Annotated in this window: 17 protein-coding genes; 15 read left to right on the plus strand and 2 right to left on the minus strand. The window is 71.9% G+C overall.

The features are described 5' to 3' along the window. Positions 1–107 precede the first annotated feature (107 nt). Positions 108–1,340 carry a L,D-transpeptidase gene (locus tag OHS59_RS14605; protein ID WP_328493828.1) on the minus strand — a complete coding sequence of 411 codons (1,233 nt, stop codon included), beginning with the start codon at positions 1,338–1,340 and terminating at the stop codon, positions 108–110. A gap of 233 nt (positions 1,341–1,573) precedes the next feature. Between OHS59_RS14605 and glgX the strand changes: the two genes are divergently transcribed. The 6 genes from glgX (at position 1,574) to OHS59_RS14630 (ending at position 10,165) form a co-directional block, all read left to right on the plus strand. Then, entirely contained in the window at positions 1,574–3,898 is a 2,325-nt protein-coding gene (gene glgX, locus OHS59_RS14610) for a glycogen debranching protein GlgX (protein WP_328493829.1), read from the plus strand. A 93-nt stretch (positions 3,899–3,991) separates the two neighbouring features. Beyond that, the gene (locus tag OHS59_RS44570) at positions 3,992–4,087 is read left to right on the plus strand and encodes a putative leader peptide (protein WP_443061441.1); all 96 of its coding nucleotides are present in this window, start codon (positions 3,992–3,994) and stop codon (positions 4,085–4,087) included. 108 nt (positions 4,088–4,195) lie between these two features. Next, a complete protein-coding gene (locus OHS59_RS14615) occupies positions 4,196–5,599 on the plus strand; it encodes a sulfatase family protein (protein WP_328493830.1) in 1,404 nt (467 codons plus the stop codon). 72 nt (positions 5,600–5,671) lie between these two features. After that, entirely contained in the window at positions 5,672–7,543 is a 1,872-nt protein-coding gene (locus OHS59_RS14620; protein ID WP_328493831.1) for an ABC transporter ATP-binding protein, read from the plus strand. Further along, a complete protein-coding gene (locus OHS59_RS14625) occupies positions 7,540–9,426 on the plus strand; it encodes an ABC transporter ATP-binding protein (protein WP_328493832.1) in 1,887 nt (628 codons plus the stop codon). The genes OHS59_RS14620 and OHS59_RS14625 overlap by 4 nt, the downstream gene beginning before the upstream one ends. A gap of 130 nt (positions 9,427–9,556) precedes the next feature. Further along, positions 9,557–10,165 carry an NAD(P)-dependent oxidoreductase gene (locus OHS59_RS14630; RefSeq protein WP_328493833.1) on the plus strand — a complete coding sequence of 203 codons (609 nt, stop codon included), beginning with the start codon at positions 9,557–9,559 and terminating at the stop codon, positions 10,163–10,165. Positions 10,166–10,178: 13 nt separating this feature from the next. Here the strand turns inward: OHS59_RS14630 and OHS59_RS14635 are convergent, their stop codons facing one another. Then, positions 10,179–11,078 (minus strand): LysR family transcriptional regulator, encoded by a 900-nt coding sequence (locus OHS59_RS14635; RefSeq protein WP_328493834.1) that lies wholly within the window; start codon positions 11,076–11,078, stop codon positions 10,179–10,181. A gap of 54 nt (positions 11,079–11,132) precedes the next feature. On the opposite strand from OHS59_RS14635, the gene OHS59_RS14640 reads away from it, so the two are divergent. The 9 genes from OHS59_RS14640 to OHS59_RS14680 all read left to right on the plus strand — a co-directional run bounded on the left by OHS59_RS14640 (position 11,133) and on the right by OHS59_RS14680 (position 22,280). Continuing rightward, the gene (locus OHS59_RS14640; RefSeq protein ID WP_328493835.1) at positions 11,133–11,918 is read left to right on the plus strand and encodes an inositol monophosphatase family protein; all 786 of its coding nucleotides are present in this window, start codon (positions 11,133–11,135) and stop codon (positions 11,916–11,918) included. A 154-nt stretch (positions 11,919–12,072) separates the two neighbouring features. Next, positions 12,073–12,621: a hypothetical protein gene (locus OHS59_RS14645; protein ID WP_328493836.1), complete on the plus strand. Its 549-nt coding sequence runs from the start codon at positions 12,073–12,075 to the stop codon at positions 12,619–12,621. 165 nt (positions 12,622–12,786) lie between these two features. Then, positions 12,787–14,523, plus strand: coding sequence for an ABC transporter ATP-binding protein (locus tag OHS59_RS14650; RefSeq protein ID WP_328493837.1), 1,737 nt, complete (start codon positions 12,787–12,789; stop codon positions 14,521–14,523). Next, positions 14,520–16,325 carry an ABC transporter ATP-binding protein gene (locus tag OHS59_RS14655; protein ID WP_328493838.1) on the plus strand — a complete coding sequence of 602 codons (1,806 nt, stop codon included), beginning with the start codon at positions 14,520–14,522 and terminating at the stop codon, positions 16,323–16,325. Before OHS59_RS14650 ends, OHS59_RS14655 begins: the two co-directional genes overlap by 4 nt. A gap of 129 nt (positions 16,326–16,454) precedes the next feature. Beyond that, entirely contained in the window at positions 16,455–16,583 is a 129-nt protein-coding gene (locus OHS59_RS14660) for a hypothetical protein (protein WP_328493839.1), read from the plus strand. An 88-nt stretch (positions 16,584–16,671) separates the two neighbouring features. Continuing rightward, positions 16,672–17,652: a hypothetical protein gene (locus OHS59_RS14665; RefSeq protein ID WP_328493840.1), complete on the plus strand. Its 981-nt coding sequence runs from the start codon at positions 16,672–16,674 to the stop codon at positions 17,650–17,652. Next, complete coding sequence (locus OHS59_RS14670) at positions 17,649–18,956, plus strand: MFS transporter (protein WP_328493841.1); 1,308 nt, start codon at positions 17,649–17,651, stop codon at positions 18,954–18,956. The genes OHS59_RS14665 and OHS59_RS14670 overlap by 4 nt, the downstream gene beginning before the upstream one ends. An 86-nt stretch (positions 18,957–19,042) precedes the next feature. Further along, positions 19,043–19,786 carry an IclR family transcriptional regulator gene (locus OHS59_RS14675; RefSeq protein ID WP_328493842.1) on the plus strand — a complete coding sequence of 248 codons (744 nt, stop codon included), beginning with the start codon at positions 19,043–19,045 and terminating at the stop codon, positions 19,784–19,786. A 454-nt stretch (positions 19,787–20,240) separates the two neighbouring features. Continuing rightward, positions 20,241–22,280: a M4 family metallopeptidase gene (locus OHS59_RS14680; RefSeq protein ID WP_328493843.1), complete on the plus strand. Its 2,040-nt coding sequence runs from the start codon at positions 20,241–20,243 to the stop codon at positions 22,278–22,280. Positions 22,281–22,370 lie beyond the last annotated feature (90 nt).

The raw sequence follows: 22,370 nt of genomic DNA on the forward strand, positions 1-22,370 counted from the left end.
ATCACACTGCCACGTGGGATGGTCTCCCGGGAATGTCACCGTTCAGTCCCAACTGATCGGCCCGGTGGCGCCGCCAGAGCCTTCCCTGTGCGTACCCCTATGTCGGGCTACTTCACCGCGGAGCCCGCTTTCCAGGCTTTCCAGCCCATGTTCCACCCGCCGAGGCCGTTGTCGGGAGCGACCTTCTTGTCATTGCTGTTGACGACCTCGACGACGTCGCCGATGAGGCTGCGGTCGAAGAACCAGCCCGCCGGGGTCGCGGAGCTGCCGCCCTTCACATCGCGCAGTCCCACACAGCCGTGGCTGACATTGGCCGTGCCGAACACGCCCCGGGCCCAGTAGTTGCCGTGCAGGAAGGTCCCGGAGGAGGTGAGGCGCACCGCGTGCGGGACGTCCGGGATGTCGTACTCGCCCTTGCCGTCGGCCCGTTTGAAGCCGACGGTGGCCCCGTTCATCCGGGTCACCTCCAGCATCTCGGTGACCACCATCTTCCCGTTGTACGTGGTGTTCCCCGGGGCTCCCGCGGTGATCGGCACGGTGGACAGGAGCAGTCCGCCACGGCGTACCTGCATCGTGTGGGCGGCGGCGTCGACGAGGCTTCTCTGGTCGCGGCCGACCGTGAAGGAGAACGTCTTGTACTGCAGCCCGTACACGCCCGGGGCCGCCTCGACGTCCCGCAGCCGCAGGGCGACGGTGACCTTCGTGCCGGGCTTCCAGTAGGTCTCGGGGCGGAAGTCGAGGCGGTCCCGGCCGAACCAGTGCGGGGCGATCTCCGTTCTCGGCACGGACGTCACGCGGATCGCGCGCTCGACCGCCGCCCGGTTCTCGATCTCGCGGTTGAACTCCAGCGACACGATCATGCCGGTGCCGACCGTCGAGCGGTTCTCCGGCATGACGTATCCGATGAACCGCTCGTCGGGAACGTACGTCGTGAACGTGACGTGCCGTGCCACCCGCCGGCCGTGGCTGTCGAGCGCGACCGCGTCCACCGTGTACTTGGCGGCCAGCGCGAGTTTCCCGTCGTCGGGCCGCCAGGTCGCGCCGTCCTCGCCGATCCGGCCGGGCACCGGGAACTCCTGCGCGTCCTGGGACTTCACCACCTTCACGGACTCCAGGCGCCCGGCCGGCACCCGCACCTTCAGCCCTTCCTCGGGGCGTACGGCCTTGCTGCCGTCGTCCGGCGAGACCCGGATCGCCTCCTCGGGCGAGCGGGGTTTGCCGAGCATCTCGTCCACCCCGTGCGAGGTGCATCCCGCGGCCGAGGCCAGCAGGCCTGCCCATGTCAGTGCGGCGGCCAGCGCGGCCCCTGCGCGCCGCGCGCGCGTCTGTGCGTGCATCACGTGGGACCCAACGACCGAGCGGGCCCCGGGAAACCGGGATGCGTCCGTCAGGGCGTGGTGCGCCCGTGCCTCCCCCGTCTGTCCGTCCCCGCCTTCTCACCCCCGTCACGGGAAACGTGAGTGCGAGCCCGGCTCTGGGCAGAACAGTGGGGAGGACGACACGTCAGGAGACCGCGGCCGGGATGCCGCGGTCCTCCTCGTGCCGCTCCGACCGAGCCGCGGGAGGGCGCAGGGTGTCGAGCGCAGCCGAGCAGGAGGCAGTGCAGGGGGCGGCCGTGCGGGAACCGCGCGCCCTCGGTGGAGGGCTGCCCGCACAGGCCGCCCCAGCGGTGAACGGCACGGCGCGTCCGGCGCCGGACATCCCCGTGTGGCCGGGTGCGCCGACCCCGCTCGGGGCCCGCTTCCGGACGGGGCCGGACGGGGTCTCGGGCACCAACTTCGCCCTGTGGGCGGGCGGGGCCGAGTCGGTCGAGCTCTGTCTCTTCGGCTCACCGGGCGACGGGGACGCGCGCGGGGAGGGCGAGGGCGCCGAGATCCGGGTTCCGCTGACCGAGCTGACCCATGAGATCTGGCACGGCTTCGTGCCCGGGGTGCGGCCCGGTCAGCGGTACGGCTTCCGGGTGCACGGCCGCTGGGACCCGTGGACCGGCGCCCGCTGGAACCCCGCGAAACTGCTCCTGGACCCGTACGCCCGTGCCGTGGACGGCGCCGGACGGGACGAGTTCGGCAGTCTGCCGCCCGAGGTGTACGGGCATGTGCGCGACTGGCCCCAGCAGCAGGTCGCGGACACCGTGCGCGACGACCGGGACTCCGCGCCCTACGTTCCCAAGGGGGTCGTCGTCCATGACGACACACCCGGCGACGAGTGGGCGGACGACCGGCGCCCCAAGACGCCGTGGGCGGACTCCGTCATCTACGAGCTGCACGTCAAGGGCTTCACCAAGCTGCACCCGGGGATCCCGGAGGAACTGCGGGGCACGTACGCCGGGCTGGCGCATCCGGCGGCGATCGAGCACCTGGTGGCGCTCGGGGTGACGGCCGTCGAGCTGCTGCCGGTGCACCAGTTCGCGCACGAGGACCATCTGCTGCGCCGGGACATGAAGAACTACTGGGGCTACAACTCGATCGGCTACTTCGCCCCGCACGCCGGGTACGCGGCCTCCGGGACCAACGGCCAGCAGGTGGGCGAGTTCAAGCGGATGGTGCGCGCGCTGCACGCCGCCGGGATCGAGGTCATCCTCGACGTGGTCTACAACCACACGGCGGAGGCGAGCGAGCTGGGCCCGACGCTGTCGCTGCGCGGGATCGACAACCGCGGCTACTACCGGCTGCAGGACGACGCCCGGCGGTACGCGGACTACACGGGTTGCGGCAACACCCTGCACGTCGTGCAGCCGCACGTGCTGCGCCTGATCACTGACTCGCTGCGGTACTGGGTGACGGAGATGGGCGTCGACGGCTTCCGCTTCGACCTCGCGGCGGCGCTCGCCCGCTCGATGCACGACGTCGACATGCTGTCGCCGTTCCTGGCCGTCATCGCGCAGGATCCGGTGCTGCGCCGAGTGAAGCTGATCGCCGAGCCGTGGGACGTCGGCTCCGGCGGCTACCAGGTGGGCGCCTTCCCCCCGCTGTGGACGGAGTGGAACGACCGCTACCGCAATGCCGTACGGGACTTCTGGCGGGGCGCGCTGCCGGACGTACGGGACCTCGGGTACCGGCTCTCGGGGTCGAGCGACCTGTACGCGTGGGGCGGGCGGCGGCCGTACGCCTCGGTGAACTTCGTGACCGCCCACGACGGCTTCACCCTGCGGGACATGGTGTCATACGAGCGCAAGCACAACGAGGCCAACGGCGAGGGGAACCGGGACGGCACCGACGACAACCGGGCCTGGAACTGCGGGACCGAGGGAGAGACCGACGACGCCCGGATACAAGGTCTGCGGCGGCGCCAGCTGCGCAACCTCCTGACCACGCTGCTGCTCTCCACGGGCGTCCCGATGCTGGTCGCGGGCGACGAACTGGGGCGGACCCAGGGCGGCAACAACAACGCGTACTGCCAGGACAACGAGATCAGCTGGCTCGACTGGAGCCTGCTGGACGACCCCGGTTGGCGGGCCCTGTTCGACCTGACGTCCCGGCTGATCGCCCTGCGCCACGCGCATCCGGTGCTGCGGCGGCGCGCCTTCTTCTCCGGTCGGGCCCATTCGGCCGACGGACTGCGGGACCTGGCGTGGTTCACCGCCCACGGCACGGAGATGACGGAGCGGGACTGGTACGCGCCCGCCGGCACCCTGGGCATGTTCCTGTCCGGGCGGGACATCCCGGGGCGGGACGCGCGGGGCGTACCCGTGACGGACGACAGCTTCCTCGCGGTGCTGCACGCGGGGGACAGACCCGTCAGTTTCGTCCTGCCGGGGCCGCCGTGGGCCCGGTCGTACGAGGTCGTCGTCGACACGTCGCGGGAGGAGCAGGGGGCCGTGCCCGGGGTGGCGCACCGGGCGGGCGGGACGATCACCGTGCCGGCCCGGGCGGTCCTGCTGCTGCGGGTGGTGGACTGAGAGGGCGCCCTGCACAGGCGGGGCACAGGGGGGCTTCCGCGATCCGGACACGTCCTTGACGTCCCGGGTGGCTCACTGGGAACGTCCCTTGTCATGAGGCTCTCCGCTGATCACCCGTGCGCGTGTGTCGCGCTCGTGGAGCGGCGCCATGTCGATCTGTGCCGGCAGTCCAGCGCCCTCTGTCGCTGAGCCCGCGGTCGTCCCGCGATCACCCCGCGCTCTTCCTGACCTTCCCCCCTCCTGGGCTTCCCCCCTCCGCGTCCCGGTCCGGGACCGCCACGCATCCGAGGATCACGTATGCCTGAAATATCCCGTCGTACCTTCGGTGGGCTCGTCGGCGGCGGTGCCGTCACCGCGGTCACCACCACGGCCGCCACGGCCTCCGCCGAGCGGCCGTTCAGGGCCCGCCCCGCCGACGCCGCGACCGGCAGGCGTCCCAACATCCTGGTCATCCTCGGGGACGACCTCGGCTGGGCCGACCTCTCCTCGTACGGCGCCCCGCACATCCGCACGCCCCACCTGGACCGGCTCGCCCGGCAGGGGGTGCGGTTCACCGACGCGTACTCCGGGTCCGCGACCTGCTCGCCGACCCGGTTCAGCCTCTACACCGGCCGGTATCCGGGCCGTACGCCCGGCGGGCTCGCCGAGCCGATCGCGAACAAGGCGCAGGGGCTCGACCCGAACCACCCCACCCTCGCCTCCCTGCTGAAGAAGGCGGGCTACTCCACCGCGCTGATCGGCAAGTGGCACTGCGGCTGGCTGCCCGACCACAGCCCCACCAAGTCCGGCTGGGACGAGTTCTTCGGCAACTTCGGCGGCGTGCTGGAGTACTTCTCCAAGCTCGGCCAGCTCGGCGACTACGACCTCTACGAGGGCGACGCCCAGTACAAGGACCTGCGCTACTACACCGAGGTACTCACCGAGCGGGCCGTGGAGTACGTCGGGCGCGACCACGACAAACCCTGGCTGCTGAACCTCAACTTCACCACCCCGCACTGGCCCTGGCTCGCCGAGGACGACGCGGAGACCGGCGCCGAGATCGCCGCGAAGATCCGGGCGGCCGGGAACCAGGGGGAGGTCTCCCGGGCGCTCAACCACTTCGACGGCGGCTCGGTGGAGAAGTACGCGCAGATGGTGGAGAGCCTGGACGCGGCCGTCGGCGAGGTGCTCACGGCGCTGCGTCGCTCGGGTCAGGAGGAGAACACTCTGGTGCTGTTCGCCAGCGACAACGGCGGCGAGCGCTACTCCTACAACTGGCCGCTCAGCGGGGAGAAGTTCGTGCTCCTCGAAGGCGGTATCCGGGTGCCGGCGATCGTGCGCTGGCCGGCCCGGATCGACGGCCGTCAGGTCAGCCGCGAGCCCAACTTCTCCCCCGACTGGACCGCGACCCTGCTGGAGGTGGGCGGCGCCCGGCCCGACCCGGCGTACCCGCTGGACGGCACCAGCCTCGCCGGATACCTGCTGAAGGGCGAGCAGCCGCCGAAGCGCGACCTGTTCTGGCGGGTACGGGCCAACCGGGCGCTGCGGCGCGGCGACTGGAAGTACTACCGGGACGCCGCCGGTGCCGACCACCTCTACAACCTGGCGAACGACGCCCGTGAACAGGCCGATCTCGCCCCGGACCGGCCGGAGCTGCTCGCCGAGCTGAAGGCGGCCTGGGAGAGGACGGCGGCGACCCTTCTCCCGTACCCGACCACCTAGGACGGCTCCCGGCCCTCGGACCGGCCAAAACTCGCTGGGTGTTGTCAGTGCCGAAACGTAGGCTCGCTGCTGATGCCGACCACACCTGCGCCCGCCGAGGGAACCACCGAGACCGAGTCCACCGAGAGCCGTTCCGCCGTCCGCAGCCTGCTGCGGCTGTGGCCGTACGTACGGCCCGTGCGCGGGCGGCTGGCCACCGCGGCCGTCGTCGCGGTCGCCGCCTCCTGTACGGGGCTGGTGATCCCGCTCGTCCTCAAGTGGATCGTGGACGGGCCGGTGGCCGACCGGAGCACGGGCGGGGTGTGGCTGGGCGCGCTGTACCTGCTGCTGCTCGGGATCGCGGAGGCGGTGCTCTTCGGGCTGCGGCGCTGGCTGGTGGCCAGGCCGCTGGCCGGGGTCGAGGCGGCGATGCGGGCCGATCTGTACCGGCACCTGCAGCGGCTGCCCATCGCCTTCCACGACCGCTGGCCGTCGGGACAGTTGCTGTCGCGGGGCACGACCGATCTGATGCTGCTGCGGATGTTCCTCGCGTTCCCGCTGACGTTCCTGCTGGTCAACTCGGTGACGATCCTCGTGGGTGTCCTCATCATGCTGGCCCAGGACTGGACACTGGGACTCGTGCTGCTCGCGCCCGCCCTGCCCGTGATGGTCGTCTGCTGGCTCTTCGAGAAGCGGTACTCGCGGGTGGCACGGCAGGCGCAGGACCAGGTCGGCGATCTGACGACGCTCGTCGAGGAGAGCGTGCTCGGCATCCGGATCATCAAGGGGTTCGGGCGCCATCGCAGCCAGGCCCTCGCCTTCCGGGAGCTCTCCCGGACGCTGCGCGGCACGGAGCTGGCGAAGGCGCGGCTGCTCGCCGGTATCTTCGCGGCCATCACGACCCTGCCCGAGCTGGCCATCGGCGCGGCCCTCGTGCTCGGCACGGTGCAGGTGGCCGACGGTTCCCTGTCGGCCGGGACGCTGGTGGCGTTCCTGTCCACGGCCCTCGCCCTGCGCTGGCCCGTCGAGTCGATCGGTTTCCTGCTCGCGATGAGCCAGGAGGCGGCCACGGCCACCGAGCGGTACTTCGAAGTCATGGACGCGGCCCCGGAGTCGGACACGGCGTCGGCGTCCGCGGCGGCACCGGCTTCCAGGGCGGCACCGTCTTCCAGGGCGGTGCTCGTCGGCGCCGGTGGCGGCGACGGGCCCGGCGGGCTCCGGTTCGAAGGGGTGCGGTTCCGGTATCCCGACGCCGAGAGCGACAGCGTGCCCGTCCTCGACGGCATCGATCTGCACATCCGGCCCGGCGAGACCATGGCCCTCGTGGGCGGTACGGGCTCCGGCAAGACGACGCTCACCGCGCTCGTCCCCCGGCTGCACGAGGTCACCGCGGGCCGGATCACCCTGGACGGCGTGGACATCACCGAGCTGCCCAGACAGGAGCTGCGCGCCCTCGTGGCGGTCGCCTTCGAGGAGCCCACCCTGTTCTCCGCCGGGGTGGGCGAGAACGTCCTCATGGGCGCCGCGGACACCGCGGGCGAGGCCGATCTGGCCCGTGCCCTGGCCGTCGCGCAGGCGGACTTCGTCCACGCGCTGCCCCAGGGCACGGACACCCAGGTCGGCGAGCAGGGCCTCAGCCTGTCCGGCGGCCAGCGTCAGCGGCTCGCCCTGGCGCGGGCGGTCGTCGGCAACCCCCGCTTCCTCGTCCTGGACGATCCGCTCTCCGCCCTGGACGTCCACACGGAGGCCCTGGTCGAGGCGGCCCTGCGCCGCGTCCTCGCCGGGACGACCGCCCTGGTCGTGGCCCATCGCCCGTCCACGGTCCTGCTCGCCGACCGCGTCGCCCTGCTCTCCGGGGGCCGCGTCACCGCCGTCGGCACGCACCACGAACTGCTGCGTACGAGCGCGGAATACGCCTGGCTGATGTCGGGAAGGACAGAGACGACCGAGAGGGAGAACCGATGACGGCGCCCACGACCACCGCGCCGACGGACGGCGACGCGGCGCGGCCCGCGGCCCTCGAGGACGGCGATCCCTTCGACCGTGACGCCCTGCCCGCTCCCCCGCGGGCCACGGCCGTCCTCCTGCGCTCCCTGCTCGCGCCCATGAAGGCCCGCGTCGTCCTGTCGGCGGTCCTGCTGCTGCTCCAGCAGGCGGCGGTGCAGGCGGGCCCGATGCTCGTGGCGTACGCCATCGACCGCGCCGTACCGGCGTTCCGCGACGACGACCACGGCCCGCTGATCGCGGTGGCCGTCGCCTACGCGCTGTGCTCGCTGGCGGCCGGCGCCCTCCAGTGCGGCTTCGTCCTCGTGTCGGCCCGCGTCAACCAGGACGTCCTGCTCGACCTGCGTGGCAGGATCTTCCGGCACGCGCAGGCGCTCAGCGTCGACTTCCACGAGCGCTACACCTCGGGCCGGCTCATCTCGCGCTCCACGACGGACGTCGAGTCACTGCGCGAGCTGCTCAGCGAGGGCCTCCAGGAACTCATCACCGTCATCCTGTCGTTCGTCTACATCTCGGCGCTGCTGCTCTGGCTGGACCTGGGCCTCGGCGCGGTCGCGGTGGCGTCGTTCGTGCCGCTGTACCTCCTCATCCGGCTCTACCGGCACCGCGCCGGGCGGATCTTCACCCTCCGCTCGACCGCCATCGCCGCGGTCATCGTGAAGTTCGCGGAGACGATGAACGGCATCAGGCCGGTGCGCGCCTTCCGTCGCGAGGCCGTCAACGACACGGCCTTCCACGCGCTCAACAGCCGCCACGAACGCATCAACGGCGACGCCATCCTGGAGATGGCCCGCTATGTCGTCGGCTCCCGGCTGGTCGCCAACACCGCGGTCGCGGGCATCGTGCTGTGGGGCGCGTACCGGGTGGCCTCCGGGTCCCTCGCGCTGGGTGTACTGGCCGCCGCCGTGCTCTACCTGCGGCGCCTGTACGACCCGATCGACCGGCTCGGCATGTTCCTCAACTCGTACCAGTCGGCGGCGGCCTCGATGGAGAAGATCGCGGGTCTGCTGGCCCAGGTCCCCTCGGTGCCGGAACCGGCGCAGTCGCGTGAGCTGCCCCCGCTCGCCTCCGAACTCCCGGGCCGGGAGGTCGTGTTCGACGACGTCCGGTTCGCGTACCGCACGGGCGGCGAAGTGCTCCCGACCTTCTCGCTGACGCTCCCGGCGGGCCAGACCGTCGCCGTGGTCGGCTCAACGGGTGCGGGCAAGTCGACGCTCGCCAAGCTCCTGGCCCGCTTCTACGACCCCACGACCGGCCGGGTCCTGCTCGACGGCGTGGATCTGCGCGAGCTCTCGGTGCCCGAACTGCGGCGCGGTGTCGTGATGGTGACGCAGGAGGCCTTCCTGTTCTCCGGCACGGTCGCCGAGAACATCGCCATCGGCCGCCCCGACGCCTCGCGCGAGGACATCGAGCGGGCCGCCAAGGCGATCGGCGCCCATGACTTCATCAGCGCCCTGCCGGACGGCTACGACACGGACGTACGCAAGAGGGGTGGGCGCATCTCGGCCGGTCAGCGCCAACTGGTCGCGTTCGCGCGGGCATTGCTGGCCGACCCGGCGGTCCTGATCCTCGACGAGGCCACCAGTTCGCTGGACGTGCCAGGTGAACGGGCCGTCCAGCGGGCCATGGACACGGTCCTGCGCGGGCGTACGGCGGTGGTCATCGCGCACCGGCTGTCGACGGTCGAGATCGCCGACCGGGTCCTCGTCATGGAGCACGGCCGCATCGTCGAGGACGGCAGCCCCGACCGGCTCATCACGGACACGGGCCGGTTCGCGGACCTGCACCAGGCCTGGCGGGACAGCCTCGTGCAGGGAAACGCGGACGCCGGTTCCGCGCGCTGACGGACGCCGACGCGCGGCGGCCCACGTGGCCACTCGGAGAAGCCTTTCCCGAGTCGATTGCGTCTGGGTAACTCATCAAGTCAGATACTTGCACTTGATGTTAAGTGGGTGACTCTCTAGCGTTCTCGGCATGAACCTCACCGTCCTCGCGGCCTCCGGCCGGACCGGAATCGCCCTCACCCGACAGGCGCTGGAACGCGGCCACACCGTGACCGCCGTCGCGCGTGACCCCGAGCGGATCGACCTTCCCGACTCCCCGAACCTGCGCAAGGTGGCGGGCGACGTGACCGACGCGGCAGGCATCGCCACCGTCGTGGACAAGGACTCCGTGGTCCTGTCCGCGCTCGGCACGGACCGGGCCGGAATCCTGCTGACCGGCGCCCGGGCCGTGGTCGCCGCCGGCCCGCGGCGCGTCATCTGGCTCGGCGCCTACGGCACCGGCAGATCGGCCGCGGTCGCCGGGGAGGGCGCGGACATGCTCGCCAGGGCGCTGGGCGACCGGCTCGCGGACAAGGTCGAGGCCGACGACACCGTCCTCGCCGCCGGCGGCACCGTCTTCCACGCCGGGATGCTCGCCGACGGACCGGAAAGCCCCCACCGGCGCACGGTCGGCCTGGAGGCCGGGCCGCCCTTCGACCTCGGCGCGAAGGTCAGCCGGGAGACCGTCGCCGCGGCCATGCTCGACGAGGCCGAGACGCCCCGCCGTCCCGGCGCCGTGGCCCTGCCGCTGGCGCAGTAGTCGGCCGGTGCGGTCAGCCGCCGGTGATCTCCTCGATCGAGGCCCGGGCCTGCTCGCGGAGCCAGGCGTGGGCGGGGTCGGAATCGTAGCGCTGGTGCCAGTTGCAGTGGATCGCCGCCGCCGGCGTCTCGATCGGCAGCGGCCGGGTGACCAGCCCGAACGCCTCGACGAGCGGGCCTCCGAGGATCTCCGTGCAGGTGACCAGCGCGTCACCGCCGGCCGCGATCCGCAGGGCGGTGGCCACCGTCGCCACCGCCGCGACCACCCGGCGCCGCAGACCCTCGGCGGCCAGCACGTCGTCGATCGGCGCGGTGAGCCGGCCCCGCCGGGAGATCACCACATGCGGCTGCGCCGCGTAGGAGGCCAGGTCCAGCCCGGCGGCACAGGGGTGGTCCGCGCGCATCGCCACGACGAGCCGGTCCTCACCGAGCCGCTCGGACCGGAACTCGGGCAGACTCGCCCGGCCGCCGCCGAGTTCCAGATCGACGCGGCCGTGCCGGAGGTCGTCGGTGTCGACGGAGGTCTCCGCCAGCACCCGCAACCGCACCCCGGGAGCCCGCTCCTGGATCCTCCCGACCAGCACCGGCAGCAGGGCCGCGGCCACCGCGTCATGACACTGGATCGTGAAGGTGCGGTCCATCCCGGCCGGGTCCAGCTCACGGATCGGCGCGAGCACCTCGTGCGCCTGCCTGACCAGCCGGTGGACGTCCTCCCGTACCGACATCGCGTACGGGGTGGGAGTCATCGAGTGGCCGGTGCGCACCAGGATGTCGTCCCCGGTGACGGCGCGAAGCCTGCCGAGGGTACGGCTGACCGCGGGTGAGGACAGGTGCAGCCGCTCGGCCGCGCCCATCACGCTGCCCTCTTCGAGCAGGGCGTCCAGCACGGTCAGCAGATTCAAGTCCAGTTGCATGAACGTAAATCTTAACAAGCCATAGATCCACTTCGATCAATTCAGGAGGACCCCATGACCCAGAACCAGGCACTGCTTGCCGCCACCGTCGCCGCCGTCCGCCGCGCCGGTGCCCGGATGATGACCCGCTACTCCACCGAGTCCCGCCCGCCCGCGCTCCCCGAGCTCCTCGCGCAGCTCCAGGCCAATGACGCGGCCGTCGTCGACACGCTGCACCCGGCGCTGGCCGAGGCTCTGCCGAGCGCGCAATGGCTCAACGACGAACACGGATCGGGACCGCTGGCCACGGGCGAGTGGTGGCTCGTCGACCCGGTCGGCGGCAACGTCAACGCCGTGCACGGCATGCCCGACTGGAACATCGGCGTGAGCCTCGTCCGTGACGGCCGCCCGGTGCTGTCGGTGGTCCACTTCCCGGTCCTCGACGAGATGTTCACCGCGACCGAGGGCGGCGGGGCGTTCCTCAACGGCGTACGGCTGAGCGTTTCGGCCAAGACGTCGCTGGACGGCGCGCTGGCCGGGACCGGCCAGGCCCAGCCGGGTCACCACCCCGATCTCGCGCGGCGGACGGGCGCCGCCTTCACCGCGATGACGAACTCCGCCCTGCATGTGCGGATCTCCGTACCGGTCACCCAGCAGCTCGCCCAGGTCGCCGCGGGCCGGCTGGACCTGCACTGGCAGTTCGACAACGTCCGGTCCCACACGGCGGGCGTGCTGCTCGTCCAGGAGGCCGGAGGCGTCGTGACCGACCTGGAGGGCAAGCCGTGGGACCTGGCCGGCGAGAGCTACCTCGCCGCCGCGCCGGGTGTGCACGCCGCCGCACTGGAGGTGCTCACCGCCTGAGGCAAGCCCGGACCTGCTGATCGACCGCACCTGACCCGTACCCCCACGACTCCGCGGACAAGGACGACCATGAGTACCCTCGCCCCACCCCGAACCACCCCGAACCACCCCGGCGGCCCGGGTGAACCGAGTCCGGTGGCGCATCCCCGCCCGGTTGCGCAAGAGCATCCTGGTCACGCATGTCGTGTCGGCGGGAGTCTGGATCGGCATCGATGTCGTCTCCGCCGTCCTGGTGGCGATCGGCTGGTCACGCGCGGGCGACGACCGCACCGCCGTGTACCAGGCACTCGCCGACTACTTCGTCGTGCCGCTCCTGCTGTCGGCTCTCGCGGCGGGGGTGGTCTGCCTCGTCACCGGTGTCCTGCTGGGCCTTGCGACCAAGTGGGGACTCGTCCGCTACTGGTGGGTCGCGGTGAAGCTGGTCCTCAACACCGTCGCCTGCGTGATGCTGCTGGCGTTCCTGGGCCCGATCACCGAACTGTCCTCGGGCGAACAGCCGTTGCGGGACATCTGGTTCGTCGCGTTCCTCGCCGTCACCGCCATGGTGCTGCTGAGTCTCGCGATGGTGCTGTCGGTCTTCAAGCCGTGGGGCCGGACGACGCGAAGGAAGGCCGGGAAGCCGACGACCGGCCCGTCGGAGTCCTCCGACGGTCCCCGTGTTCCCGGCGCTCCCACCGGTCGCGGCCAGGCAGCACCGCACTGATTACATAGGGGGTGAACTCCGGCCGCCCGAACCGGAGTTCAGCGCGCCCGGTGCGACCCCGGCCGTCGTCACCGATCAGATCGCGGAGGACCTCCGATTGCTCACCGACCAGCGATGCCGCCGCTGCTCCCCGTGCTCGGACTCCGGCGTTGCCGCGGGTGTCGGATGAGCCGCGTGGAGCGCCTCGCGTACGAGGATCCCGGAGTGCCCGTCCTGCGCGGCGGCGGCCGGTTCCTGTGGTGGCTGGTCACCCGGCAGCCGGGGCGGTCGGCGGCGGGCGCGGTGCTGGCCACCACCTGGCTGGTGCTCATCGCCCTGACGCCGTATCTGCTGTCCCGGGCGATCGACGACGGGCTGGAGCCGGGCGACCGGGGGGCGCTGGCCGGCTGGTCCGCGGCGCTGCTGGGCCTCGGGGTGTTCAACGCCGGGGTGGGTGTCCTGCGCCATCGCACGATGACCAAGGTCCGGATGGACGCCAACTTCCGTTCGGTGAAGCTCGTGGTGGGGCAGGCGACCCGGCTGGGTGCCGGGCTGTCCCGGCAGACCGGGACCGGCGAGGTCGTCACGATCGGCGTCGGTGACGTGCTGACGATCAGCCAGGCACTGACCGTCGTGGGGCCCGGCGTCGGCGCCGTCGTCGCCTATGTCGTCGTGGCCGGGCTGCTGCTGGCGGTCTCGCCGCCGCTGGCCGCGGTGGTCCTGATCGGCATACCGGTGATCGTCGTCCTCGTCGGCCCCCTGATGGGGCGGCTGCAGGGCACGGAGACGGAGTACCGCGAGCTGCAGGGCACGCTGACCGCGCGGATCGGCGACCTCGCCGGCGGACTGCGGGTCCTCAACGGCCTCGGCGGGAAGGGGCTGTTCGCCGACGCCTTCCGCCGGGACTCGCAGCGGCTGCGGGAACAGGGGTACCGGGTCGGGTCGGTGACCAGCTGGCTCCAGGCGCTCGGCGTGGGGCTGCCGACGGTGTTCCTGGCCGTGGTGACCTGGCTGGCGGCCCGGCTCGCCGCCCAGGGGTCGCTGACCGTCGGCGAACTGGTGTCCGTGTACGGCTACGGCGCGGTCCTCGTGGCACCGGTGGCGTTCTTCGTCGAGTGCGGCTACCAGATCAGCCGGGGTGTGGTGGCCGCCCGACGCGTCGTACGCTTCCTGGCCCTGGAGCCCCTCATGGCCGACGACCCCGCCGCGGACCTCCCGCTGGACGCCCCCGCGGAGCCTTCGGTGCTGCACGATCCGGAGTCCGGTGTCCGGGTGGTGCCGGGTGCGCTGACCGCGCTGGTCGGTGCCCGTCCGGCGGAGTCCGCAGCCGTGGTCGACCGGCTCGGCCGGTACACCGCGTCGTCGGCGACCTGGGGCGGCGTACGTCTCGACACGATCGCCCTGCCGCGGATACGGGAGCGCATCCTGGTCGCCGACAACGAGGCCGACCTGTTCGCGGGCACCCTGCGCGACCTGCTCCTGGGCCACCGGGAGGACCAGGACGAGGAGGCCGTCGACAGGGCCGTGCACGCGGCCGTCGCGGACGACATCGTGCTCGGGCTGCCCGACGGGCTCGACTCGGCCGTCGACGCGCAGGGCCGCAGCCTCTCCGGGGGCCAGCGGCAGCGCGTACGCCTGGCACGGGCCCTGCTCGCGGACCCCGAGGTGCTGCTCGCCGTGGAGCCCACCTCGGCGCTCGACGCGCACACCGAGGCCGCGGTCGCCGCCCGGCTGCGCGCCGCACGCACCGGCCGCACGACCCTCGTCACCAGCACCTCGCCCCTGGTGCTCGACCAGGTGGACACCGTGTACTACCTGGTCGACGGCAAGGTCGCGGCCGTCGGCGGACATCGCGAACTCCTCGACGGGGAGCCGGGATACCGGGCGCTGGTGGCCCGCGACACGCAGGAGGTCGTGCGATGAGCACACAGTTGCCGGTCGCCGAACCGGCCGACGTGCGCGCCGCCGCGGCCCGGCTGATCCGCGCGGACGGCCGTGCCTTCGCCGCCGTGCTCGTCCTGAACGCGCTGGCCGCCGCTGCCGGTCTGGCCGGCCCGTGGCTGCTCGGCCGCATCATCGACGAGGTCCGGGCGGGCGGCGGTGCCGCCGCCGTGGACCGGCTGGCGCTCGTCATCCTGGTGTGCGCGCCCGCCCAGCTGCTGCTGGCGCGGGCCGCCCGGTTCGTGGGGCACCGGTTCGGGGAGCGGACGCTGGCGCGGGTGCGCGAGGAGTTCGTCGACCGGGCGCTGGCACTGCCCGCGTCCGTCGTGGAGCGGGCGGGCACCGGCGATCTGACGGCCCGCGGCACCGCCGACGTCGCCGCTGTGGGCACGACCCTGCGCGACGCGGGGCCCGAGCTGCTGATCTCCTCGGTGCAGGCGCTGTTCGTCATCGGCGCGGTCTTCGTGCTCGATCCGCTGCTCGGCGTCTGCGCGGTGCTCGCCCAGGCCGGTATCTGGTTCGCCCTGCGGTGGTATCTGCGCCGGGCCCGCCCCGCCTACCTCGCCGAGGGCGCCGCCACCTCGGAGGTCGCCGAGATCGTCTCGGCCACCACGTCCGGCGCGCGCACGGTCGAGGCGTTCGGCCTGCAGCGGCGGCGCGTCACCGCGAGCCGGAACGCTCTCGACACGTCCCGCCGCACCCGCATGCACACGCTGAACCTGCGGTCCGTGTTCTTCCTGAGCGTGGAGATCTCGAACGTGCTGCCCGTGGCCGTCGTGCTGATGGTGGGCGGGGCCCTGCACGCGCGGGGCGCGATGAGTGTGGGCGCCGTGGTCGCGGCGGCCCTGTATCTGCGCCAGCTGGAGTCGCCGCTCGACACGATCCTGATGCGGGTGGAGCAACTGCAGAGCAGCGGCGCCTCGTTCGCGCGGGTGGAGGGCCTCGGCCGGGCCCCGCGGACCGCACCGTCGGGATCGCCGTCGGCGTCCCCCGCACCGGCGGACGACCGGATCGACGTACGGCGGGTCCGATACGCGTACGACCGCGGCGGCGAGGTGCTGTGCGGGGTCGACCTGACCGTACGGCCCGGGGAGCGGCTGGCCGTCGTCGGGCCCTCCGGCGCCGGGAAGACGACCCTGAGCAGGCTGCTCGCGGGCATCGACGTGCCGCGCTCCGGCACGGTGACGGTCGGCGGGGTGCCGATCGCCGGTCTGGACCCGGAGCAGCTGCGACGGCAGGTCGTGCTCGTCACCCAGGAGCACCACGTGTTCCTGGGCACGGTCCGCGACAACCTGCTGATCGCCGAACCGGACGCCGACGACGCCCAGTTGTGGGCGGCGCTCGCGGCCGTCGGCGCCGAGGACTGGGTCAGGGAGCTGCCGGACGGGCTCGACACGGAGCTGGGCCCCCGCGGCCGTCCCCCGGCCGCCGGCCACGCCCGGTCCGCCGGATCCCCCGTCGCGGACGGCTCGCGGGCCCAGCAACTGGCCCTGGCCCGGGTGGTGCTGGCCGACCCGCACACCCTGATCCTCGACGAGGCCACGGCGCTCCTCGACCCGGCCACCGCACGTCACACGGAGCGTGCGCTGGCCGCCGTGCTCGAAGGGCGCACCGTCATCGCCATCGCGCACCGCCTGCACACCGCGCACGACGCGGACCGGGTGGCCGTGATGGAGGCGGGGCGGCTGACCGAACTCGGATCCCACGAGGACCTCGTGGCGGCCGGCGGCGCCTACGCGGCCCTGTGGCACTCCTGGCACGGCGAGCACCCACGCCCTTCCTGAACCGTGATCCGCCACTCCTTTCCCCTCGGGTCCGCTGAGCGGAACCGCGCTTGTGCGAGCCATAACGCCTCCCGGAATATCTAACGCAGCCAGACACCGATCTGGATGGTTAAAAAGGGAGTCGGGAAAATGTCGAAGGAAAACATGGGAACGCAGGCGAGCGACCTTCTGGGCGACCTGGAGGACTCCGCCGAGCGCGACGTGACCACCCTTGCCGAGCTCGGTTTCGACCGTCCGGTCAAGGCGTACGTCTACTGATCGCGTCTGATCCACTTGCCGGGCCCGCCCACGTCGTGGCGGGCCCGGCGCTCTCGGGGACAAGAACGGAAAAACCGACGGGGGAAAGATGAAAGACGTATTCGAAGTATGGCCGGGTCTGCGTTCCGTATTTCCCGACGGAGATGTCCTGTTCATCTCCGACCGGCAGTACGTCGTGGATCTGATGACGGAGCGGGGGCTGCCCAGCGAGCATTTGGCGGAGGTATCGGAACCGCCCGGGTCCGTGGTTCTCGTCGGCTGCGACTATGCGAGCCTCGGCCCTCGGGAGGCATTGCACGAGCTGTTCGCCGGGAGCCGGGTGCTCTGGGTGCCGCTGGTGTCCTTCGACCCGGATCCCGGTGCCGCGCGCTACTCGCTCGACCTCATGCTGGCGAGCGACCTGGCCGCGTCCGCGAAGGGCAACCGGGACTGGACCTCGGTGCTGCGCAGGGCCCGGCGCCCGCTGGTCGTCGCCGGCGACCGCACCTCGCTGACCTTCCAGATCGTGCGGGACGACATCGTGGTGGTCACCCGCCTCCAACCGCTGCTGGAGATCGGTGAGTTCGTCAGCATCGCCGAGTACTTCGAGGTCGACATCGACAGCAGCCTCGACGTCGGCGCCGACACGGACACCGGCACCGGCACCGACACCGACAAGGCCTCGTACACCGCCGACGGCACCTTCTGGGCCGACGGCCTGTGTGTGGCACGGCATCCACAACTCGACCTCGACGCACCGGCCCTGAAGGAGGCGCGGGAGATCGCGGCCCGGGTGGCCGAGGCCGGCGGAATGCTGGTCCGGGTCGAGAACTGCCACGTGGTGTCCGCCGTCTGCGGGGGCGAGGAGTGGGCGAGCGAACTGGCCCTGTGCGCGGGAGAGAGCGGCTCGCGTCTTGTCGAGTTCTCGTTCGGCACGAACACCGGGATCCTGGACGACCTCGACTGGTCGGTCAACTCGCAGATCAACGAGGGTGCCGCCGGTGTGCACATGGGTGTGGGCGACGGCGTGAGCGGCGCTCACATCGACTTCGTGCTGCCCGCCGCCAAGGTCGGACTCGCCGGGGCATGAGGGGCGGACGCGACACGGCGGAACCGTCGTTGTGGACGCACCGGGGTTTCCGTCTGCTGCTGGCCGGGGTGACCGTCAGCACCTTCGGGGACTGGCTCCTCGCGATCGTCTTCGGCATGTGGGTGAAGGACCTGACCGGGTCGAACGCCCTGGCCGCGAGCATGATCTTCGCCGGCACGCTGCCCGCGTTCGCCGCCCCGCTCACCGGGCTCGTGGCCGACCGTTTCCCCCGCCGTACGGTGCTCGTGTCGGCCGGACTCGGATCGGCCGCGATGCTCGGCCCGCTGTTCGCCGTGCACGACCGCGGCGACCTGTGGATCCTCTATCTGGTGGCCGTGTGCGGCGGGCTGGCCGACGGGGTGATCTCCGCCGCGGTGAACGGCCTCAGCCGTTCGATGGTCCCGGAGGAGTCGCTCGGCCGGGCCAACGGCATGCTGGCGACGGTCCGGCAGACCATGCAACTGGCGGGACCCGCGGCGGGCGCCCTGCTCTACGCGGCGTCCGGCGCCCGGACCGTCATCGTGCTGGACGCCGCCACCTTCGTCGTCGCCGCCCTGTGCGTGGCGATGATCCCGGCGCACGGCACACGGCGCGGACAGGAGCGCGGCGGTACGGAGCCGAAGCCTCCCGCGCCTGGCGTGCCCGACGAGCCGGAGGCGGAGGACGAGTCGCTCGCGTCCGAGGCCGCCGCGGGCATCCGGCACATGGCGGGGGTCCCGGTGCTGCGGCGGCTCCTGTTCACCGGCTTCGTCTTCGGGCTGACCATCGGCTTCGCGGAGGCGGTCGTCTTCGCGGTGGTGGAGGGCATCGGCCGCCCGGCATCGTACGTCGGTTTCCTGACCAGTGCCGAGGGCATCGGGTCGGTCGCCGCGGGCGCGCTCGTCACCGCCCTGAGCAGCCGTGTCGGGGACTTCCGGAAGATCACCACGGGGCTCTGCTGCTTCTCCGCAGGCCTGTTGCTGCAGACGGGCGGGGGGCTGCCCTTCGTGGTCGCCGGAGCCGTCCTCGCCGGTGCGGGCGCCCCGCCGCTGGTGGTCGGCATCACCACGGCGGCCCAGCGCCGCACACCGGACGCCCTCACCGGACGGATCTCGGGGGCGCTGAACTTCGCCGTCAACGTGCCGTTCGCCGTGTCGATCGGCCTCGGCGCGATCCTGGTCGGCCTGATGCCGTACCGGATCCTGCTGCTGTCGATGAGCGCCGGTCTGGCCCTGGTCGCCCTCTACTCCAAGGTGGCTCTGTGTGAGTCCGGACACAGCGGGCGGACGGCGGCGGATGACGTTGACCTGGTGCACGACCGGTGATTCGTTGAAATCGGCGCCGGCCGCCGCCCGTTGACGGCCGCACGCGCGACACACGGGGGAAACGGGAAACACGGGGGATGACAAGCATGTCGTTGAGCGATGTGGAGCAGGTGCCACGGTTCGGGGCGACGATCCCGCGGTCCACTGACGGCCGGGGTGTCCTGGAGGGGGCCTTCTCCTTGCTGGAGGCCGTGGAGCGGGCCGGAGAGGCGGGACTGACCAGACTCGCCTCGGACAGCGGTCTGCCGAAGGCGACCACACACCGCCTCCTGGGACAGCTGGTCGAGCTGGGCGCGATCGAGCGCTGCGGAGGCAGTTACCGCATCGGTTCGCGGATCTTCCGGCTGGGCCGCAGCTGGCAGCCGCACCCGAGGCTGCTGCGCGCGGCACGCGGGCCGGTGCGCCGCCTGGCCGGGACGACCGGCGCGACGGTGGCCGTCAACGTGCTGCGGGAGGGCCGCACGATGGTCGTCGCCGCGGTTCCCGGCGAGGTGGACGAGATCGTTCCGGTGCGCCCGGGCGCGATGTACCCCTGGTCGACCGCGGCCGGCAAGGTGCTCGTCGCCGGTGCGCGGCCCGGTCTGCCGATGGGCCCGCTGCCGCTGTCCTGGGCGGCGGACGCGGAGGAGATCCGGGAGCGGGGCGTCGCGTTCGACCACGAGGAGACGGTCACGGGTGTGTCCTGCGTGGCCGCGCCGCTGTACGGGGCGGGCCACTCGCCGACGGCCTCGCTGTGCGTGGTGACCGACGCGTCGGCCCCGCTGCAACGGCTCGCGGACGGCGTCGCCCAGGCGGGCAGAGCCATCAGCGCCTCGCTGCGCACCCGCTGAGCCGCCGGGCTCACCCGACGGACCTGCGCACGGAGCCGGGACCGGTCGCACACGCGCCGGTCCCGGTCCCGGTCCCGGATCCAGTCCCGCCGTGCCCCGCACGGCAGTTGACCGGTTCAGCGACTCACACTTCGGCGATTCGCAGTTCCGCGATCCACACTTCTGCGGTTCGGCAGCCCGGCATCAAGTCCGTATACCGAACACGAACATCCGGACAACGGAGCCTTTCCGGCCAACTTGTTGATGCGCACCTGACAGTGCGGGCAATTTCCTGCCACTCTTCCCACGACCACCCCACAGCAACCTCACAGGAACAGCTGTGGCGTGGCCGATGGCTCCGCACGCAAACAGCTCCGCATGCACGTGGTTCTGCGTTCCGTCTTGTTCTGCCCGGACGGCTCCCGGCCGCCCGGTCCCCCCTGGCCATGTGTTCGTGGCCACGCAGAAGGAGTCCGTGTTGAGACGCACCTCCCACAGACCCACCGCCCGCCCCGTCCCCCGCAAGGCCGCGGCCGGCGCACTCGTCGCCGTCGCAGCCCTGCTCGCCGCGGCCGTCCAGACGGGCGCCGCGACCGCCGACGCCCCACCCGCCCCGGGCAAGCTCGACAAGGGTTCCCTGTCGGTCAAGCTCTCCCCCGCCCAGCGCGCCGCGCTGCTGAGCGACGCCGACTCCGCGAAGGCGGACACTGCGGCGGACATCGGCCTGGGCGCCAAGGAGAAGCTCGTCGTCCGTGATGTCGTCAAGGACGCGGACGGCACGGTCCACACGCGCTACGAGCGCACCTACGCCGGACTCCCGGTCCTCGGCGGCGACCTCGTGGTCGAGACCGCCGGGTCGGGGAAGACGAAGGGCGTCACCCGGGCGGTGAAGGCCCGGCTCACAGGGCTCACCACCAGCGCCGCCGTGAAGCCGGCGGTCGCCGAGAAGCAGGCACTCAAGGCAGCCTCCGCCGAGGGCTCGAAGAGGACCGAGGCCGACGGCGCCCGCAAGGTGATCTGGGCGGCGAGCGGCAAGCCGACCCTCGCCTACGAGACGGTCGTCGGGGGGCTCCAGCACGACGGCACCCCGAACGAGCTGCACGTCATCACGGACGCGGCCACCGGCAAGAAGCTCTTCGAGTACCAGGGCGTCGAGAACGGCACCGGCAACACCCAGTACAGCGGCTCGGTGACGCTCGGCTCCGCCCAGTCCGGGTCGACGTACAACCTCACGGACCCGACCCGCGGGAACCACAGGACCAACAACCTGAACCGCGGCACGTCGGGCACCGGCACGCTCTTCTCGGGCCCGGACGACGTGTGGGGCAACGGCGCCGCCTCGAACACCGAGACTGCCGCCGCGGACGCCCACTACGGGGCCGCGCTGACCTGGGACTACTACAAGAACGTGCAGGGCCGCACCGGCATCCGCGGTGACGGCGTCGGCGCGTACTCCCGCGTCCACTACGGCAACAACTACGTCAACGCCTTCTGGCAGGACTCCTGCTTCTGCATGACGTACGGCGACGGCTCGGGCAACGCCAAGCCGCTCACGTCGATCGACGTGGCCGCGCACGAGATGACGCACGGCGTGACCGCGAACACCGCGGGGCTCGTCTACAGCGGTGAGTCGGGCGGTCTGAACGAGGCCACCTCCGACATCTTCGCGGCGGCCGTCGAGTTCTACGCCGGGAACTCCTCCGACGTCGGCGACTACCTGGTCGGCGAGAAGATCGACATCAACGGCAACGGCACCCCGCTGCGTTACATGGACAAGCCCTCCAAGGACGGCGCGTCAAAGGACAGCTGGTACTCGGGGATCGGCTCGGTGGACGTCCACTACTCCTCGGGCCCCGCGAACCACTTCTTCTACCTCCTCTCGGAGGGCAGCGGCGCCAAGACCGTCAACGGCGTCCCGTACGACTCGCCGACCTCCGACGGACTGCCGGTCACCGGCATCGGCCGCGACAAGGCCGCGCTGATCTGGTTCAAGGCGCTCACCACCAAGTTCACCACCACGACCAACTACGCGGCGGCCCGCACCGGCACGCTCGCGGTCGCGGGTGAGCTGTACGGCACCACGAGCGCCGAGTACACGGCCGTGCAGAACGCCTGGGCCGGCATCAACGTCGGCACCCGGCCCGGCGGCGGGGGCGGCGGCACGTCCTTCGAGAACACGACCGCGGTATCGATTCCGGACAACGGAGCCGCTGTCACCTCCTCGATAACTGTTTCCGGCCAGGCCGGAAACGCACCGTCGAACCTGATCGTGACGCCGAACATCACGCACACCTGGCGCGGCGACCTGGTCGTCGACCTGGTGGCACCGGACGGCTCGACGTACCGCCTCAAGCCCTTCAGCTCCTCGGACTCAGCGGACAACGTCACCGAGCCCTACACGGTCAACGCTTCAACCGAAGTCGCCAACGGCACCTGGCAGTTGAAGGTCCAGGACCAGGCGGCCCAGGACGTCGGCAGGATCAACAGCTGGAAGATCACCTTCCCGACGACCTAGGCACGCGGACCCCGCGCACAGAAGGTGCCGCCCCGGGAGCGACTCCCCGGGGCGGCACCTTCTTTACTCCGGCTTTGCCGCCGTCTTGCC

The organism is Streptomyces sp. NBC_00414 (genome assembly GCF_036038375.1).
GTDB lineage: Bacteria > Actinomycetota > Actinomycetes > Streptomycetales > Streptomycetaceae > Streptomyces.

Coding starts and splice junctions, on each gene's coding strand:
- OHS59_RS14660 (WP_328493839.1), top strand. CDS start 16,455: ATGTCGAAGGAAAACATGGGAACGCAGGCGAGCGACCTTCTGGGCGAC.
- OHS59_RS44570 (WP_443061441.1), top strand. CDS start 3,992: ATGAGGCTCTCCGCTGATCACCCGTGCGCGTGTGTCGCGCTCGTGGAG.
- OHS59_RS14635 (WP_328493834.1), bottom strand. CDS start 11,078: ATGCAACTGGACTTGAATCTGCTGACCGTGCTGGACGCCCTGCTCGAA.
- OHS59_RS14620 (WP_328493831.1), top strand. CDS start 5,672: ATGCCGACCACACCTGCGCCCGCCGAGGGAACCACCGAGACCGAGTCC.
- OHS59_RS14655 (WP_328493838.1), top strand. CDS start 14,520: ATGAGCACACAGTTGCCGGTCGCCGAACCGGCCGACGTGCGCGCCGCC.
- OHS59_RS14675 (WP_328493842.1), top strand. CDS start 19,043: ATGTCGTTGAGCGATGTGGAGCAGGTGCCACGGTTCGGGGCGACGATC.
- OHS59_RS14630 (WP_328493833.1), top strand. CDS start 9,557: ATGAACCTCACCGTCCTCGCGGCCTCCGGCCGGACCGGAATCGCCCTC.
- OHS59_RS14625 (WP_328493832.1), top strand. CDS start 7,540: ATGACGGCGCCCACGACCACCGCGCCGACGGACGGCGACGCGGCGCGG.
- OHS59_RS14615 (WP_328493830.1), top strand. CDS start 4,196: ATGCCTGAAATATCCCGTCGTACCTTCGGTGGGCTCGTCGGCGGCGGT.
- OHS59_RS14665 (WP_328493840.1), top strand. CDS start 16,672: ATGAAAGACGTATTCGAAGTATGGCCGGGTCTGCGTTCCGTATTTCCC.
- OHS59_RS14640 (WP_328493835.1), top strand. CDS start 11,133: ATGACCCAGAACCAGGCACTGCTTGCCGCCACCGTCGCCGCCGTCCGC.
- OHS59_RS14650 (WP_328493837.1), top strand. CDS start 12,787: ATGAGCCGCGTGGAGCGCCTCGCGTACGAGGATCCCGGAGTGCCCGTC.
- OHS59_RS14670 (WP_328493841.1), top strand. CDS start 17,649: ATGAGGGGCGGACGCGACACGGCGGAACCGTCGTTGTGGACGCACCGG.